The organism is Serratia sp. ASV30 (assembly GCF_016428815.1).
GTDB classification, from domain to species: Bacteria; Pseudomonadota; Gammaproteobacteria; order Enterobacterales; family Enterobacteriaceae; genus Chania; species Chania fonticola_C.
The window spans coordinates 13966-31432 of record NZ_JAELTL010000048.1 but is presented as its reverse complement, the minus strand read 5'-3'; the positions used below and the strand labels follow the sequence as shown (position 1 = coordinate 31432).

The 17467-nt window shown below is 55.1% G+C and carries 13 protein-coding genes; 9 read left to right on the top strand and 4 right to left on the bottom strand.

Annotated features, from left to right (window positions below; all coding sequences use genetic code 11):
• Positions 1 to 118: 118 nt before the first annotated feature.
• From msrQ to JHD74_RS19070, 3 genes are all read right to left on the bottom strand, one after another.
• Positions 119 to 727 (bottom strand): protein-methionine-sulfoxide reductase heme-binding subunit MsrQ, encoded by a 609-nt coding sequence (msrQ, locus tag JHD74_RS19080; protein ID WP_024527968.1) that lies wholly within the window; start codon positions 725 to 727, stop codon positions 119 to 121.
• Entirely contained in the window at positions 728 to 1729 is a 1002-nt protein-coding gene (gene msrP, locus JHD74_RS19075) for a protein-methionine-sulfoxide reductase catalytic subunit MsrP (RefSeq protein ID WP_199063302.1), read from the bottom strand. It lies immediately after the preceding gene.
• Between the two features lie 135 nt (positions 1730 to 1864).
• Entirely contained in the window at positions 1865 to 2845 is a 981-nt protein-coding gene (locus JHD74_RS19070; RefSeq protein ID WP_024527966.1) for an MDR family oxidoreductase, read from the bottom strand.
• Positions 2846 to 3140: 295 nt separating this feature from the next.
• Between JHD74_RS19070 and csrD the strand changes: the two genes are divergently transcribed.
• The 9 genes from csrD to tldD all read left to right on the top strand — a co-directional run bounded on the left by csrD (position 3141) and on the right by tldD (position 16496).
• Positions 3141 to 5072: an RNase E specificity factor CsrD gene (gene csrD, locus JHD74_RS19065; protein WP_024527965.1), complete on the top strand. Its 1932-nt coding sequence runs from the start codon at positions 3141 to 3143 to the stop codon at positions 5070 to 5072.
• Between the two features lie 322 nt (positions 5073 to 5394).
• On the top strand, positions 5395 to 6438 hold the full coding sequence (gene mreB / locus JHD74_RS19060) for a rod shape-determining protein MreB (protein ID WP_021180765.1): 1044 nt from the start codon (positions 5395 to 5397) through the stop codon (positions 6436 to 6438).
• Positions 6439 to 6534: 96 nt separating this feature from the next.
• Positions 6535 to 7527: a rod shape-determining protein MreC gene (mreC, locus tag JHD74_RS19055; RefSeq protein ID WP_024527964.1), complete on the top strand. Its 993-nt coding sequence runs from the start codon at positions 6535 to 6537 to the stop codon at positions 7525 to 7527.
• Positions 7524 to 8012: a rod shape-determining protein MreD gene (gene mreD, locus JHD74_RS19050; RefSeq protein ID WP_024483772.1), complete on the top strand. Its 489-nt coding sequence runs from the start codon at positions 7524 to 7526 to the stop codon at positions 8010 to 8012. Before mreC ends, mreD begins: the two co-directional genes overlap by 4 nt.
• A gap of 10 nt (positions 8013 to 8022) precedes the next feature.
• Positions 8023 to 8607, top strand: a complete 585-nt coding sequence (locus JHD74_RS19045; RefSeq protein ID WP_024527963.1) for a nucleoside triphosphate pyrophosphatase — start codon at positions 8023 to 8025, stop codon at positions 8605 to 8607.
• Positions 8608 to 8693: 86 nt separating this feature from the next.
• The gene (gene rng, locus JHD74_RS19040; RefSeq protein ID WP_021180761.1) at positions 8694 to 10163 is read left to right on the top strand and encodes a ribonuclease G; all 1470 of its coding nucleotides are present in this window, start codon (positions 8694 to 8696) and stop codon (positions 10161 to 10163) included.
• Between the two features lie 213 nt (positions 10164 to 10376).
• Positions 10377 to 14189, top strand: coding sequence for an AsmA2 domain-containing protein YhdP (yhdP, locus tag JHD74_RS19035; protein ID WP_199063301.1), 3813 nt, complete (start codon positions 10377 to 10379; stop codon positions 14187 to 14189).
• Positions 14186 to 15043, top strand: a complete 858-nt coding sequence (nit1, locus tag JHD74_RS19030; RefSeq protein WP_199063300.1) for a deaminated glutathione amidase — start codon at positions 14186 to 14188, stop codon at positions 15041 to 15043. The genes yhdP and nit1 overlap by 4 nt, the downstream gene beginning before the upstream one ends.
• 7 nt (positions 15044 to 15050) lie before the next feature.
• Entirely contained in the window at positions 15051 to 16496 is a 1446-nt protein-coding gene (gene tldD / locus JHD74_RS19025) for a metalloprotease TldD (protein ID WP_024527960.1), read from the top strand.
• Positions 16497 to 16566: 70 nt separating this feature from the next.
• On the opposite strand, the gene JHD74_RS19020 is transcribed toward tldD, so the two are convergent.
• The gene (locus JHD74_RS19020) at positions 16567 to 17457 is read right to left on the bottom strand and encodes a LysR family transcriptional regulator (RefSeq protein ID WP_199063299.1); all 891 of its coding nucleotides are present in this window, start codon (positions 17455 to 17457) and stop codon (positions 16567 to 16569) included.
• Positions 17458 to 17467: the final 10 nt, after the last annotated feature.

The following is a 17467-nucleotide window of genomic DNA, read 5'->3' as shown; positions in this document are numbered from 1 at the left end:
GCGAAGATATTCAACCCTAAATCAGCAAACACCCAGTGCCGCTATTGGATTATGAGGGGTAGAACACAGAAAAGTTCCGCGCCCCGGTAGGGGATTTTTACCGTCAATCTTGCCGGTTTTAGCGTGGTTTACGCCACCACGAGCGGAATTTCTTGTAACGCAGAGCTAACAACAGCAGCGCCAGCGAGGCATAAATAAAAGGCTGCGGTGACAACGTTTTTACCGACCAAAGGTAGTGGATCGGTGCCAGGATCGCCACCAGATAGACGAAGTTATGCAGCTTCTGCCAGTTGGCCCCCAATTTACGCTGCGCCCATAGCGTTGAGGTGGCCGCCAGAGCTAACAAAATCAACCAGCAGAGGATACCTAACGTCAGATAGGGGCGGGTTACCAGTTCGCGCCCCAGCAGGCCTATGTTGCTCAGCCCCAGTTCCAGCGTCGAGTAGCTTACCAGATGCAGGGTTCCCCAGGCAAAACACCACAAACCCAGCAGACGTCGGCAACGGATCAGCAGCGGCTGGCGCGCGTAGCGGGCCAATGGAGTGACGAGCAGGGTGGCCAGCAGCAATTTCAACGTCATCCTGCCGGTAAAATGCTGGATATCTTTGGCCGGATCGGCACTGAACCAGCCCTGATCGACGGACAGCACCAGCCACAGAAAGGGCAGGAATGCTGCCAGGTAGATGGCAACTTTTAGCCAGGTGATCTGCTTGGGGGTTAAGCGCACTCAGAAGTTCTCCCGTAAATCGAGGCCGTGATACAGCGAAGCCACCTGATCGGCATAACCGTTGAACAGCAGCGTCGGCTGACGTTTCACATCCAGGATGCCGCCAGAACCGATAAAGCGCTCGGTGGCCTGCGACCAGCGCGGATGATCGACATGGGGATTCACGTTGGCGTAAAAACCATATTCGTTGGGAGCAGACAGATTCCAGGTGGTTGGCGGTTGTTCGCGGGTCAAGGTGATTTGTACGATGGACTTGATGCCCTTGAAGCCATACTTCCATGGAGTGATCAGACGCACCGGAGCACCGTTTTGCGGTGGCAGCATCTTGCCATACACGCCCACGGTCAACAGAGCCAGTGGGTGCATGGCTTCATCAAGGCGCAAACCTTCGACATAGGGATACTTGAGGCCACCCCCAATAAAGCGATCTTTCTGACCGGGCATCTGTTCTGGATCGTACAGCGTTTGAAAAGCCACGTAGCGCGCGTTGCTGTTGGGCTCGGCCAGCTTAAGCAGTTTGCCCAGCTCAAAACCGATCCACGGCACCACCATCGACCAGGCTTCAACGCAACGCATGCGATAAATGCGTTGCTCCAGCGGGAATCGCTTGAGTAAATCGTCGATATCCAGCGTTATGGGTTTACCGACTTCGCCGTCGATTTTTACCTTCCAGTCCGTCGTTTTCAGATCGCCCGCGTTGGCGGCGGGATCGGCCTTGTCCAGACCAAACTCGTAGAAGTTATTGTAACCCGAGACTTTTTCTTCAGGCGTAAGCTCCAGTTTGGCTTGCCAGGCTTCGGGCTTGCTGAAGTCCAACGCTTTACCCGGCGGGGCTGGGGGCCGATCGTTACCTTTGAACCATGACAGCAAGTCGGCTTGTGCCTGGGTGGGCAAAGCCAGCGAGGCTGCCGTGATCCCTAACGCCTGGAGTACCTTGCGCCGCTGATAGAACACGCTTTCCAGCGTGACATCGGCTTCGGTCAGTTTTCGCTGTTGTTTCATCTTTTTTCTCCGCAAGTGATGGTGTAAGCATGGCGTGAAAGCCAACTTTCTGCGAGAGGGTGGATGTAAAGAGAGGTAAACGAGAGGTAATTTCTTGTGGTGAATAAGCAGGCGCCGGATGCGGCGCCCAACAGATTACGGGCGGATTTTTACCAGGGTGCGGCCAGTGATCTGATTGTTCATCAGCGCGGTAGCAGCGGCAGGCACGTCTTCCAACTGAATTTCCTGTGTGGCTTGTTCGTAGAAGCTTTCTGGCAGAATACCGGCCAGACGTTCCCAGGCGGTTTGGCGACGATGCAGCGGCGTGAGCACCGAATCAACGCCTTGCAGACGCACGTTACGCAAGATAAACGGCATCACGGTAGTCGGCAACTTGTAGCCTCCCGCCAGGCCGCAGGCGGCAACGGTGCCGTTGTAATTCATCTGCGCCAGCACGCGAGCCAGCAATTTGTCACCGACGGTGTCGATGGCGCCAGCCCATAGCTGTTTCTCCAGCGGGCGCGGTGTTTCAATATACTCGCTACGGGGCAGGACGGTTTTGGCACCGAGGGATTTCAGATAGTCGGTATTGCTGTCGCGTCCGCTGATGGCGGTGACGCTATAGCCCAGTGCGGACAGTAGGGCGACCGCCGTGCTACCTACGCCACCGCTGGCTCCGGTGACCAGAACGTCGCCGTCCTCCGGTTTCACTCCACCTTCTTCCAGTGCCATCACGCACAGCATGGCGGTAAAACCGGCAGTGCCGAGGATCATCGCTTTGCGTTCACATAGCCCTTGTGGCAGCGGGACCAGCCATTCGCCGCTAACGCGGGCCTGTTCGCCCAACCCGCCCCAGTGACTTTCGCCAACGCCCCAACCGGTGAGCACTACGCTCTGGCCTGGTTTAAAACGTGGATCTGTGCTGCTGTGTACCAGGCCGGCAAAATCGATACCTGGCACCATTGGGAAGTGACGAATAATTTTCCCCGTGCCGGTGATCGCCAGGGCATCCTTATAGTTGAGACTGGACCAGTTGACGTCGACCGTCACATCCCCTTCTGGCAACTGCTTACTATCAATATTCTTGACTTGTGCCAGGGTTTTTTCGCCATCTTGTTCCAATAATAATACTCGCATGCATCGCTCCACGTTTTTTCATATATCATATGAATGTATGGTTCAGTATTGTCTGACTATATGCATAATAAAAAAGCCTGTCCTGATAAAGGACAAAAAAATAGTGCTTAATGGTTTTCTTCGTCGGCCAGGCTTGATAGCTTTGTAAAGCTAACCTGATGCTTGGCAAAGAAATTGAAGTCGCTTCATGATTTTTAAATATCAGGGTATTGCGTTGTTTTCAATCGAGCAGGAACGGGGCCTTGGAACATCAAAAGGTGGCTCTTCATTTTATCATCGCGCAGAAGGCACAGGGATGAGATTTACAACCAAACTCTCTGCTCTAATCACCCTGCTCGTCGCATTGGCTATGTTCTTGATGCTGATGGGGTGTTCATACAGTTTCTTTTACGTGACTCAGGAACGCCTCGAGCGCCGTTTTGAAGCCCTGGCCACCTCCATCGATCAGGCAATGCTGCTCCAACCTCTGCAGGCTCAGGATAACTGGCTGCCCTTGGTGATGCGGCCGCTAGGTATCGTTGCGATTCATGTCGATACCGAAACCAGCAACCTTTTCTCGTACAGTCTGCCGACCATCAAAGCCCCCTGGGCATCGCTGGCGGGCTACCGCCAAACCTCGTTAAACATGATGCATCACCCCGGCACCCGGGTGAATGTCACCTACCTCGATCCGTTCGCCAGCGACGTGCGTTCATTACAGTCCACGGCGGCGGTCACGCTGTCGATTGTCATCATGGTGGTGATCCTGCTGTTCAGTTTACGCTGGCTGCGTGAACAAGCAGTAGGTGAAGATCGCCTGGAGCGACGGGCGCGGCGCATTCTCAACGGCGAGCGTGAACAGGTGCTGAAGGGAGACATTCGCGAATGGCCCGCCAGCGTCAGCGGCGCGTTGGATCGTCTGCTGGCCGATTTGGCCGAAGCACGTGAGGAGCGCAGCCGGGTAGATACCTTGATCCGTGCTTTTGCCGCGCAGGATGCGAAAACCGGCCTCAATAACCGGCTGTTCTTTGATAACCAGCTCACGACTCAACTGGAAGATGTCGGGTCACACGGCATCGTCATGATGGTGCGCCTGCCGGATTTCGATACCCTGCGTGAAATTCACGGCAACGCGGCGGTGCAGGAGCTGATGTATTCATTGGTCAACCTGCTGTCCACTTTTGTCATGCGTTACCCTGCCGCCTTACTGGCCCGCTATTTCCACAGTGATTTTACCGTTCTGCTGCCACACCGCACGCTGAAAGAAGCGGACGGCATCGCGGCGCAGCTGGTCAACGCGATCGACTCCTTGCCCTCAACAGCGCTGATTGACCGCGAGGCGTTCTTGCATATTGGTATTGTTGCCTACCGCGGCGGGCAGACCACGGAAGAAATCATCGATTACGCCGAACAGGCAACCCGCCACGCCGTACTGCAAGGCGAAAACGGCTGGTACGTCTATGATAGCGATGTGCCAGAGAAAGGGCGCGGCAGCGTTAAATGGCGCACGCTGCTCGAACAGGTGCTGGCGCGTGGCGGCCCTCGTTTATATCAAAAACCGGCGGTGACGGTGGAAGGCGATGTGCATCACCGCGAAATCATGAGTCGGATTTATGATGGCGCACAGGAACTGTTGCCTGCCGAATATATGCCGCTGGTCAATCAGCTTGGGTTGGCGGAAAGCTATGACCGCCAGCAGATGAATCGGATTATTCCTTTATTGGCACTGTGGCCGGAAGAGACGCTGGCGTTTCCACTATGCGTTGATTCATTATTGCAGCGCAGTTTCCAACGTTGGCTGCGCGATACCCTGTTACAGTGTGAAAAAAGTCACCGCAGGCGAATTCTGATTGAACTTGCAGAGGCAGATGTGTGTCAACATATCGACCGTTTGCGTCCGGTGCTGCGATTGCTGACCGGATTGGGCTGTCGTCTGGCGGTTTCTCAGGCTGGGTTGACGGTGGTTAGTACCTCTTATATCAAGTCGTTACCGGTGGAGATCGTCAAGCTTCACCCAGGGTTGGTAAGGAGTATTGACCGGCGGGATGAGAATCAGCTGTTCGTTCAGAGCCTGACCGGTGCCTGCGAAGGCACTCAAGCGAAGGTTTTTGCCGCCAGCGTGCGTACGCGCAACGAATGGCAGACGCTGAAAGAGCGCGGGATCCTGGGTGGGCAGGGGGACTTTTTCGCTTCGCCAGAGCCGATCGATATAGCTCGCAAAAAATATTCGCGTCGATATCGTGTTTAACCTGATGACCGGGCAAAAATTAACGTAGAATGGCCCGTCTTTTCCTGTGGGCGTCAGTAGGTGCTTACCACCGGTGACAATCAGGAAAAATGTTAGATTTTATGAGCTGTGTTACTGCCGTTTGGTACGTTGATTTGGTGGCTAGCTGAGCCTTTGTTGAGGGATATCAGGCCCCATTCGCTTTCCGTGCATTCGGTCACAAATAACGCAGACTAATTTTCACCGAAGTAGGACGTTTTTGCGCCTTGTCGCTGCTTCGTGTGGTTGGTAAAGTAGGCGGATTTTATTTTCCGCCCCCAGCTTGCAGGATTATCCTTTCGTTATGTTTAAGAAATTTCGTGGCATGTTTTCTAATGACTTGTCCATCGACTTGGGTACCGCCAATACCCTGATTTATGTTAAAGGACAAGGCATTGTACTGAATGAACCGTCGGTGGTTGCCATTCGCCAGGATCGTGCCGGTTCACCCAAGAGCGTTGCGGCCGTAGGTCATGACGCCAAGCAGATGCTGGGGCGTACGCCTGGCAATATCGCGGCTATTCGCCCAATGAAAGACGGCGTGATCGCCGACTTCTTTGTCACCGAAAAAATGCTGCAGCATTTCATCAAGCAGGTTCATAGCAACAGCTTTATGCGCCCAAGCCCGCGCGTACTGGTTTGCGTACCTGTTGGTGCAACCCAGGTTGAACGCCGTGCGATCCGTGAGTCCGCTCAGGGTGCAGGCGCGCGTGAAGTCTTCCTGATTGAAGAGCCTATGGCTGCGGCGATCGGTGCGGGTCTGCCAGTATCGGAAGCCACCGGCTCCATGGTGGTTGATATCGGTGGTGGTACCACTGAAGTGGCGGTGATCTCGCTTAACGGCGTGGTGTACTCTTCTTCTGTGCGTATCGGCGGCGACCGCTTTGACGAAGCCATCATTAATTATGTGCGCCGTAACTACGGTTCACTGATCGGTGAAGCCACTGCAGAACGTATCAAGCACGGTATCGGCTCAGCCTATCCAGATGACGAAGTGCGTGAAATTGAAGTGCGTGGCCGTAACCTGGCTGAAGGTGTGCCGCGTGGGTTCACCATGAACTCCAATGAAATTCTCGAAGCTTTGCAGGAACCTCTGACCGGTATCGTCAGCGCGGTGATGGTTGCGCTGGAACAGTGCCCGCCGGAACTGGCTTCCGACATCTCCGAACGCGGTATGGTGCTGACCGGTGGTGGCGCATTGCTGCGTAACCTGGATCGCCTGCTGATGGAAGAGACCGGTATCCCGGTAGTGGTGGCTGAAGATCCTCTCACCTGTGTGGCTCGCGGTGGTGGCAAGGCGTTGGAAATGATCGACATGCATGGCGGCGATTTGTTCAGCGAAGAATAGTGAGCAGCCCCAGAATGGAGGGATCGTAGCGGATGACGGTATTAACCTGGCATCTGGTGCGTTCCCCTTTCTGTTGTCGAGGAACGTGCATAATTTATGAAGCCGATTTTTAGCAGGGGGCCTTCCCTGCAACTACGACTTTTCCTGGCAGTGATCGTGGCGATTGCACTGATCGTTGCCGACAGCCGGCTCGGTACGTTCGTTAAAATACGAAACTACATGGACACCGCCGTCAGCCCTTTTTACTTCTTGGCTAATGGGCCGCGTAAAGTTTTGGACAGCGTATCGGAAACGCTGGCTACCCGCCAACAGCTAGAGCTGGAAAACCGTGCTCTGCGGCAGGAACTGTTACTCAAAAACAGCGATAATCTTCTTCTTGGCCAATTCAAACAGGAAAATGCCCGTTTGCGTGAGCTGTTAGGCTCGCCGTTGCGCCAGGACGAACACAAAATGGTCACTCAGGTGATCTCCACCGGTTCAGACCCCTATAGCGATCAGGTCGTGATTGATAAAGGGTCGGACAACGGGGTGTATGAAGGCCAGCCGGTTATCAGTGATAAAGGCGTGGTCGGGCAGGTGGTGGCGGTGGCTAAAATGACCAGCCGCGTCCTGCTGATCTGTGATGCTTCCCATGCGTTGCCGATCCAGGTATTGCGCAATGATATCCGGGTGATTGCCGCAGGCAGTGGCTGTACGGATGACCTGCAGCTGGAACATCTACCGGGCAATACCGATATCCGCGTCGGGGATGTGCTGGTCACCTCCGGTTTGGGCGGGCGCTTCCCGGAAGGCTATCCGGTAGCCGTTGTGTCCTCGGTAAAAGTGGATAACCAACGCGCCTATACCGTGATCCAGGCGCGGCCAACCGCTGGTCTGCAACGCCTGCGCTATCTGTTGTTACTGTGGGGCGCCGATCGCAACGGCACTATGCCGCTGCCGCCGGAAGAAGTTCACCGCGTTGCCAATGAACGCCTGATGCAGATGATGCCGCAGGTATTGCCACCGGCCGATGCCATGGGCCCACCGGCTCCGCTGCCCGCTCCTGCTACCGGTACCGTTCAGCCGCCACCGGTGGGGACAACCCGATGAATCGCTATCGCAGCAACGGGCGCTGGATTATCTGGCTGTCATTCCTGGTGGCATTAGTGCTGCAAATCATGCCGTGGCCGGAGCAAATCTACATGTTCCGGCCGTCCTGGCTGCTGCTTATCCTCACTTATTGGGTGATGGCGCTACCCCACCGGGTTAACGTCGGCACCGGGTTTATCCTGGGGCTGATCATGGATCTGATCCTGGGTTCCACGCTCGGCGTGCGTGCGCTAGCCATGGGCATCATCGCCTATCTCGTCGCGTTCAAATTCCAATTATTCCGCAATATGGCACTGTGGCAGCAAGCGCTGATCGTCGTGCTGCTATCATTGGCTATGGACGTGGTGGTGTTCTGGGCGGAGTTTTTAGTGATCAACGTTTCTTTCCGCCCCGAGGTGTTCTGGAGTAGTGTGGTCAACGGCGTGCTTTGGCCGTGGTTATTCCTGCTGATGCGCAAGATCCGCCGTCAGTTTGCCGTACAATGAGGTTATAACGATGTTTTCGCTCTATCTTGCTTCCGGTTCTCCCCGTCGTCATGAACTGCTGACTTTGCTCGGCGTACCGTTCGAAGTCATTCTGACGCATACTGAAGAGCAGCGACAGGAAGGGGAAGCTGCGGAAAATTACGTTCGCCGTCTGGCGCAGGATAAGGCCAGAGCGGGTGTAACCCTGGCGCAACAGGATTGGCCCGTGCTGGGGGCAGATACGATCGTGGTGTTGAATGGCCAGGTGTTGGAAAAACCGCGGGATGAAGAGCATGCGGCGCAGATGCTGGCGGCCTTGTCCGGGAAGCAGCATCAGGTGATGACCGCCGTGGCGATCGCCGATAAACAGGGCGTTTTATGCCAGTTGGTGGTCACCGACGTGACGTTCCGCAATCTGTCACCACAGGATATCTGCGACTATATCGCCACGGGCGAACCGATGGATAAAGCGGGCGCTTACGGAATTCAAGGCAAGGGTGGTTGTTTCGTCAGAACGATAACCGGAAGTTATCATGCGGTGATGGGGTTGCCGCTGGTCGAAACACATGAGCTGCTCAGTCATTTTGTCGCATTACGAGAGGTAAGAACCGGTTGATGCCACCACTAGATTTCCCGTCGCCGCCATAGCGTGAGCGCAGGAAAGATAAGGGGCGGGCGCTACACCGGCTCTGAGGAGAAAGCATGACAGCTGAGCTACTGGTAAACATTACGCCGTCGGAAACGCGGGTTGCCTATATTGACGGCGGCATTCTGCAAGAGATCCATATAGAGCGCGAAGCCAAGCGTGGCATCGTGGGCAATATCTACAAAGGGCGTGTCAGCCGCGTGTTACCCGGCATGCAGGCGGCCTTTGTCGATATTGGCCTGGATAAAGCGGCCTTCCTGCACGCCTCCGATATCATGCCGCACACCGAGTGTGTTGCCGGTGATGAACAAAAGAATTTCTCTGTGCGTGATATCGCCGAACTGGTGCGCCAGGGACAGGACCTGATGGTTCAGGTGGTGAAAGATCCGCTTGGCACCAAGGGCGCACGCCTCACTACCGATATCACCCTACCTTCGCGCTACCTGGTCTTTATGCCGGGCGCTGCGCACGTGGGGGTTTCCCAGCGTATTGAAAGTGAAGCCGAACGCGAGCGTCTTAAGCGCGCCGTGGCGGGATATTGCGACGATCTGGGCGGCTTTATCATCCGCACTGCGGCGGAAGGGATCGGCGAAGAAGAGCTGGCGCAGGATGCCGCTTTCCTCAAACGCTTGTGGACCAAGGTCATGGAGCGTAAAAAGCGTAACCAGACCAAGTACAAACTGTATGGTGAACTGGCGTTGGCGCACCGTATCCTGCGCGACTTTGCCGGGGCGGCGCTGGATCGTATCCGCGTCGATTCACGCCTGACGCATGACCAACTGGTGGAATTTACCGGCGAGTACATCCCGGATATCACCAATAAGCTGGAGCTGTATACCGGCAGCCAGCCGATCTTCGATCTGTATGACGTCGAGAACGAGATCCAGCGAGCGCTGGAGCGCAAGGTTGAATTGAAGTCCGGCGGTTACCTGATCATCGATCAAACCGAAGCCATGACCACCGTGGATATCAACACCGGGGCCTTTGTCGGCCACCGCAATCTTGATGAGACCATCTTCAATACCAACATCGAAGCGACGCAGGCCATTGCCCGCCAGCTGCGGCTGCGCAACCTGGGCGGCATCATCATCATTGATTTCATCGATATGAACAATGATGAACACCGCCGCCGGGTATTGCACTCGTTGGAGCTGGCGCTGAGTAAAGATCGGGTAAAAACCACGATCAATGGTTTCTCTCAGCTAGGCTTAGTGGAGATGACGCGTAAACGCACGCGTGAAAGTATTGAGCATGTGCTGTGTAACGACTGCCCGACCTGCCAAGGGCGCGGAACGGTGAAAACGGTGGAAACTGTCTGTTATGAGATTATGCGTGAGATCGTGCGCGTGCATCATGCTTACGATTCCGATCGTTTCCTGGTCTATGCCTCTGCGGCAGTGGGTGAAGCGTTGAAAAGTGAAGAGTCTCACGCGCTGGCGGAAGTGGAAATCTTCGTTGGCAAACAGGTCAAGGTGCAGATCGAACCGTTATACAGCCAGGAACAGTTTGACGTTGTGATGATGTAATACCCCTCACCCCAACCCTCTCCCATGGGGAGAGGGAGCTGGTACGGTGTTGTGGTTAAGTATGGTGTTCTTGATGTGGCTTAATAATCTGTGATGGTCAGGTAAATTTCTGCAACTGATAACGAACTCTTTCGGTCCCCTCTCCCTGTGGGAGAGGGTTAGGGTGAGGGGCACAAGCGTTAGGTTATATATTTGGTCATTAAGGAGAAATGCGTGAGGCGACTGCCCGGGATCCTGTTAGCCACAGGCGCCATTTTGATTGTTGTTGTGGCGTTGCTGATCAGCGGGTTGCGTCTGGTGCTGCCTGAGCTTAACCACTATCGCCCGCAATTGCTGGAAAAGGTGCAGGCGATCGCTGGGGTGCCCATCGAAGCGGACTTTATCCAAGGCAGTTGGGAAACCTTTGGCCCAACGCTGGAAGCCCGCAATATCCGTTTGGCCCTACCAACAAGCACGCTCCAGATCGAGCGGGTCACGCTGGCGCTGGACGTGTGGCAATCCCTGCTGCATTGGCGCTGGCAGTTCCGCGATCTCACCTTCTACCAACTTCAGCTCGATCTTGACGCGACGCTCGGGGGTGAAGGCAGTAATGGTAATGGCCTTACTCCGAACGGGGTCAGCGATCTGTTCCTGTATCAGCTGGATCACTTTGATCTGCGCAATAGCCGTCTCTCGTTCCTGACCCCATCCGGTTCCCGCGCTGAATTCCACATCCCGCAAATGACCTGGCTCAACAGCTATAACCGCCATCGCGCGGAAGGTCAGATCAGCCTGACCAGCCTGAATGGCCAGCACGGTGCGGCACAGTTACGCCTGGATCTGCGTGATGAGCAGGGGTTACTCAATACCGGCACCATCTATATGCAGGCCGATGATATTGACATGAAGCCCTGGTTCAGCCGCTGGCTGCAAACCAATACCGGCCTGGAAAGCGCCGATTTCAGCCTGGCCGCCTGGCTCAATATCAAAAATGGTGCAATCTACAGCGGGAATGCCCTGCTTAATAAAGGTACCGCCAGTTGGTCGGCGGGTAGCGATCAACACCGGCTGGACGTCGATAACCTGGCGCTGGCACTGAGCCGTGAGGGCAACGGCTGGCAGGTGCATGTGCCGGCCCTGAATCTTAAAACCGATGGCCAAGCCTGGGCACCGGGAACCCTTACTGCGCTGTGGTTGCCGGAAAATACCCAATTTATCGGGCCAAATCAGAGTGAAGAACTCCGTATCCGCGCCACCGGCATCCAGTTGGAACGGTTGGAAGCGTTGCTGCCTACTTTTTCGTTCCTCAGCCCGGAAGTGCTGGAGCACTGGAAAGACTTACAACCTCGCGGCATGCTCAGGGCGCTGGCGCTGGATATCCCTCTGCAACAGCCGGAAAAAACCCGTTTTCAGGCGTGGTGGCAGGATCTGAGCTGGCAACACTGGAAACTGCTGCCGGGCGTTGATCACTTTTCTGGCGCATTAACCGGGGGCGTGGAAAATGGCCGCCTGACGCTGGGGCTGAACAACAGCACGCTGCCTTATGGTGATATGTTCCGAGCACCGTTGGAGATCGGCCGTGCGAGCGGGGCGTTGACCTGGCAAAACAACGCTCAAGGCTGGCAATTGGCAAGTCAAAGTCTGGATGTACAGGCCAAATCCTTGTGGATTAACGGTGATTTCCGCTATCAGCAACCGGCCAACGGCGAGCCTTGGCTGGATATTCTGGCTGGCATCCGTTTGTATGATGCCGCCGATGCCTGGCGTTATTTCCCTGAACCGCTGATGGGTAAACATTTGGTGGATTACCTCAGCGAAGCGATTCAGGGTGGGCAGGTTGATAATGCTTCCCTGATTTATGCGGGCGATCCGCAGCACTTCCCGTATGAAAAGAACGAAGGGCAGTTTCAGGTGTTTGTCCCACTACGCCACGCGACCTTCCAGTTCCAGCCGGAATGGCCAGCGCTGAACGATCTGGCGATCGACCTCGACTTTGCCAACAATGGCCTGTGGATGAACGCGCCGCAAACCAAACTGGGTGACGCGACGGGGAGAAATATTAGCGCCATCATTCCGGACTATCGCAAAGAACGCCTGTTGATTGATGCCGACGTTGCGGGCACCGGACAAGCTATCCACGACTATTTCATGCAGACGCCACTTGATGATTCTGTCGGGGCGGCATTAGATGAGCTGCAGGTGGGTGGTAATGTTAGTGGGCGCTTACATCTAAATATTCCGTTGGACGGTGAGCTGGTTAACGCCAGTGGTGAAGTGACGCTGAACAACAACTCGCTGCTGGTCAAGCCACTGGAGAGCCAGCTAGAGAGAGTGAGCGGCAAGTTCCGCTTCGACAACGGCAACCTGCAGAGCGATACCCTGACGGCCAACTGGTTTGGGCAGCCGCTGACGGTCAACTTCGATACGCTGGAAGGCAAACAGGATTATAAGGTTAACGTTGGGCTGAAAGGCGATTGGCAACCGGCCAAGGTTGAAGGCCTGCCGACAGAGTTTGCCAAAAAGCTGGCAGGCAGCGCCGCCTGGCAGGGTAAGGTGGCGATCAACCTGCCGCATAAAGGTGAGCCGAGCTATGAGATTGGTGTGAATGCCGATCTGAAAAAAGTAAGTAGTCACTTACCCTCTCCCCTGAATAAACCCGCAGGGGAAGCGTTACCCGTTAGCGTAAAAGTGAACGGCGGCCTGCAAGGATTTATGCTCAATGGCAGTGCGGGTAAGCAAAACCACTTCAACAGCGAATGGCTGCTGGCTAAACAACAGGTAACGCTGGCACGTGCCGCCTGGCAAACCGGTGGTTCCTCTACCCCAACGTTACCCAAAGATAAATCCCTGGTGCTCAAGCTGCCCGCACTGGATGGCGAGCAATGGCTGGGGCTATTGGCACCGGCGATGAAGCAAAGCAGTGGCGCAGGCAAGGTGGGCAACTTTGTGTTCCCAACCAGCGTAACGCTCGAAACCCCGCAACTGACGCTGGGCGGACAGGCGTGGCATAACCTTCAGCTGGCGGTCTTGCAGCAGTTGGCGGGAACGACCGTCACCGCCAAGGGTAAAGAGATTGATGGTAGCCTGTCGATGCCGGATAGGGGCGTGTGGCGCGCGGATCTTGGCTATCTTTACTACAACCCGCAGTTTGCTAGCGGCGACGGCAGTGCTGGCGCTACCAACCCGCTGGACTCTAAGGAGCGGATCTCTTTCCAGGGCTGGCCTTCACTGATGTTGCGCTGTAAATCCTGCTGGATGATGGGGCAGAACCTTGGCACGGTTGAAGCCGACGTTAAACACGAGGGCGACTCGTTAGTGCTCAGTCATGGTCTGGTAGATACCGGCTATGGCCGTATGAGCGCCACCGGCCTGTGGAAACAGAATGCTCAGGAAGAACGTAGTGCGTTAAAAGGTAAACTGCTGGGCAGCAAAATCGATCGCACCGCCAGCTTCTTCGGCGTGATCATTCCATTAAAAGACGCACCCTACGATATTGATTTTGATCTGCACTGGCATGGGCAACCATGGAAACCGCAGATCAACACGCTCAATGGCACCATGAAGGTCGATCTGGGCAAAGGCGAGATTGACAACGTCGGCGGTGGCAGGGCTGGGCAGTTGTTACGCCTGGTCAGCTTTGATGCCCTGCTGCGCAAATTACAGTTCGACTTCCGTGATACCTTCGGTAATGGATTTTACTTTGACTCCATACGCGGCACTATCTGGGCGAAAGATGGCATAATGCATACAGATAACTTTTTGGTGGATGGGCTGGCGGCGGATATCGCCATGAGTGGCCAGATCGACCTGGTGAAGCGCCAGATTGATATGCAGGCCGTGATAGCGCCAGAGATCTCGGCAACGGTCGGCGTGGCGACCGCGTTTGTGATCAACCCGATTGTGGGGGCGGCGGTGTTTGCGGCCTCGAAAGTGCTGGGGCCGTTGTGGAGCAAGATCTCGTTTATCCGCTATGACATTACCGGCAGCCTGGACCACCCAAGTATTCATGAGGTGTTGCGTAAGCCAAAAGAGGATAAATCGCCATGAAAAATGCTAACGTTGCGTTATTACAGCTGTGTAGCGGTGAGCAGATACGGGACAACCTGGCCCAGATTGAGCAGCAGATCAAGCAGCTCAATCCCGGGATCAAGCTGGTGATGACTCCGGAGAACGCCTTACTGTTTGCCAACTCGGCTGCCTACCGTGAACATGCGGAAACGGAAGGTCACGGGCCGTTGCAGCAGGCGGTGCGCGATATGGCTCGCCGTTACGGGGTATGGTTGCTGGTGGGTTCTATGCCATTGATCAGCCGCGAAGATCCGACACGTATCACCACCAGCAGCCTGCTGTTTGACGATCAGGGGGAAATCCGTGGTCGTTATGACAAACTGCACATGTTCGATGTAGATATCAATGATATCCACGCCCATTATCGCGAGTCAGATACCTATCAGCATGGCCAGCAATTGACGGTGGTTGATACGCCGGTTGGCCGTTTGGGCATGACGATATGCTACGACCTGCGCTTCCCTGGCCTGTATCAGGGGCTGCGCGCGAAGGGGGCGGAGCTGATCTCGGTGCCCGCCGCATTTACCCGCGTTACCGGTGAGGCACACTGGGAGATTTTGCTGCGTGCCCGCGCTATCGAGAACCAGTGTGTGATCCTGGCTCCTGCGCAGGTTGGCCGTCACGGAGCTACCCGCCGCACCTGGGGCCATTCCATGGTGGTAGACAGCTGGGGCAATGTGCTGGCAGAAAACCCCGACGCGGTTTCCGCGCTGAAAGTGCGCGTGAATACCGGCAAGTTGCATACGGTGCGCAAGCAGATGCCGGTGATGCAGCACAACCGATTCCAGCCGACGCTGATTGCGCCGGTTGAAAACTCCTCCAATAAAGAGTGAAAAAATTATGAGCCTGTCGTTTGTCAGTGAGCAGTTACTCGCTGTGAATAAGCTGAGTCATCAAGACCTGTTCTCCGTATTGGGTCAACTGGCCGAACGCCGCCTCGATTACGCCGACCTCTATTTTCAGTCCAGCTACCATGAATCCTGGGTGATTGAGGATGGCATCATCAAAGATGGCTCGTACAATATCGACCAGGGCGTTGGTGTGCGCGCGGTCAGCGGTGAAAAAACCGGTTTTGCCTATGCGGACCAAATCACCCTGAACGCCCTCAACCAAAGCGCACTGGCCGCTCGCAGCATCGTGCGTGACAGCGGCAATGGCAAAGTCCATACGCTGGGTGAGATCGGCTATCAGGCGCTTTATCCTATGCTCGATCCGCTGCAAAGCCTGCCGCGGGAAGAGAAGATCGCGCTATTGCATCGGGTAGATAAGGTGGCACGTGCAGAAGACAAGCGCGTGCAGGAAGTGACGGCCAGTATCACCGGCGTGTATGAACAGATTCTGGTTGCGGCAACGGATGGCACCTTGGCGGCGGACGTTCGCCCGCTGGTGCGTTTCTCCGTCAGTGTGCTGGTGGAAGAAAATGGCAAGCGTGAGCGCGGAGCCAGCGGTGGCGGTGGCCGTTTTGGCTATGACTACTTCCTGGAAGTGGTGGATGGTGAAGTACGTGCAGATGCTTTTGCCAAAGAAGCGGTGCGTATGGCGCTGGTCAACCTCTCTGCCGTGGCTGCCCCAGCGGGCACCATGCCTGTGGTGTTGGGCGCGGGTTGGCCGGGCGTGTTGCTGCATGAAGCTGTCGGTCACGGGCTGGAAGGTGACTTCAACCGCCGTGGTACTTCAGTATTCAGCGGCCAGATGGGGCAGTTAGTGGCTTCTGAGCTGTGCACCGTAGTGGATGATGGCACCTTGCAAGGCCGCCGTGGATCGCTTGCGATCGATGACGAAGGCGTGCCGGGTCAATACAACGTGCTGATCGAGAACGGCATTCTTAAAGGCTACATGCAGGATAAACTCAACGCACGGCTGATGGGCGTTGCGCCTACCGGTAACGGCCGCCGCGAGTCTTATGCTCACCTGCCGATGCCGCGCATGACCAACACCTACATGCTGGCGGGCAAGTCGACGCCAGAAGATATTATCGCCAGCGTGGAGTATGGCCTGTATGCGCCAAACTTTGGCGGTGGTCAGGTTGATATCACCTCCGGGAAATTTGTCTTCTCCACCTCTGAAGCCTATCTGATCGAAAATGGCCGCGTTACCAAACCGGTGAAGGGGGCCACGTTGATCGGTTCCGGCATTGAGGCGATGCAGCAGATTTCGATGGTGGGCAACGACCTGGCGCTGGACAAGGGCGTGGGCGTGTGCGGTAAAGAAGGGCAGAGCCTGCCGGTAGGGGTTGGCCAACCGACGCTGAAGCTGGATTCACTGACCGTGGGCGGCACGGCGTAATAAGCGCGGTTTTATGTATCAAGCCCTGACCCTCGGTGGGTTGGGGCTAAAGCAAAGAAGGTTAAAGCTCCTATTCAGAAGATTCGTTTCCTAAACACAGTTGCATGCACTCCAGAAACGTCTTCATGGCAGGGCTTACTGTTCGGCCTGCATGATAAGCGCAAAGCGCCATGATCGTTAGCGGATGTTCTGTGAAAGGCAAGGTCTTCAACTCACCGGACTCCAGTTCACGGACAACACAAAATCTTGGGAGGAAAGAGACGCCAAGATTTCCGGCAACACAATTTTTGATACTCTCAATGCTCCAGAGTTCGATTGTATTATCCATCGTTATCTTTCTTTCGCGAAGTGTGGATTCAAATATTTGTCTGAATATACATTGCGGTTCATTAATGATGAAACTGACAGGTATATGTTGATTTGGCCTAGTGAAATCGACATCTTCGAGTGCAGGCGAGGCAACGAGCACAAGATCCTGTTGCCCGAAATTTTCCATATGCAGCGCTTCATCATTGCCGACTCGGTAAAAAACGCCTAAATCAGCATTATCAGAAAGTAATGAATCCCGTATAGCGTAACAATTAACTGACTGTAGGGAGATGTTAACCTTTGGCGCTTTTAATCTGAAATGGCGTAATACTTCTGGCATTTTATACGCTAGCAAGGTCTCCCCAATCATCACTCGCAGTTCACCTGCAATTTCCGTCCCACATTGTGACACCTGATGAATCCCTTCCAGCACGCGGGTGAGCTCATGCACCTGGGGCAATAAGAGTTTCCCCGCGGGAGTAAGAGCCATACGGCGACCGATTTTGTCAAAAAGCTGGATGGATAACTCTTGTTCAAGCTGCTGAATTTGAAAAGTTACTGTTGATTGAGTACAGCAAAGTTTGCGGGCGGCCTGAGCGAAAGAGCCTTCTTCAACCACAGTTTTAAAAGTAACAAAACGTCGCAAGTCCACATCACACCTC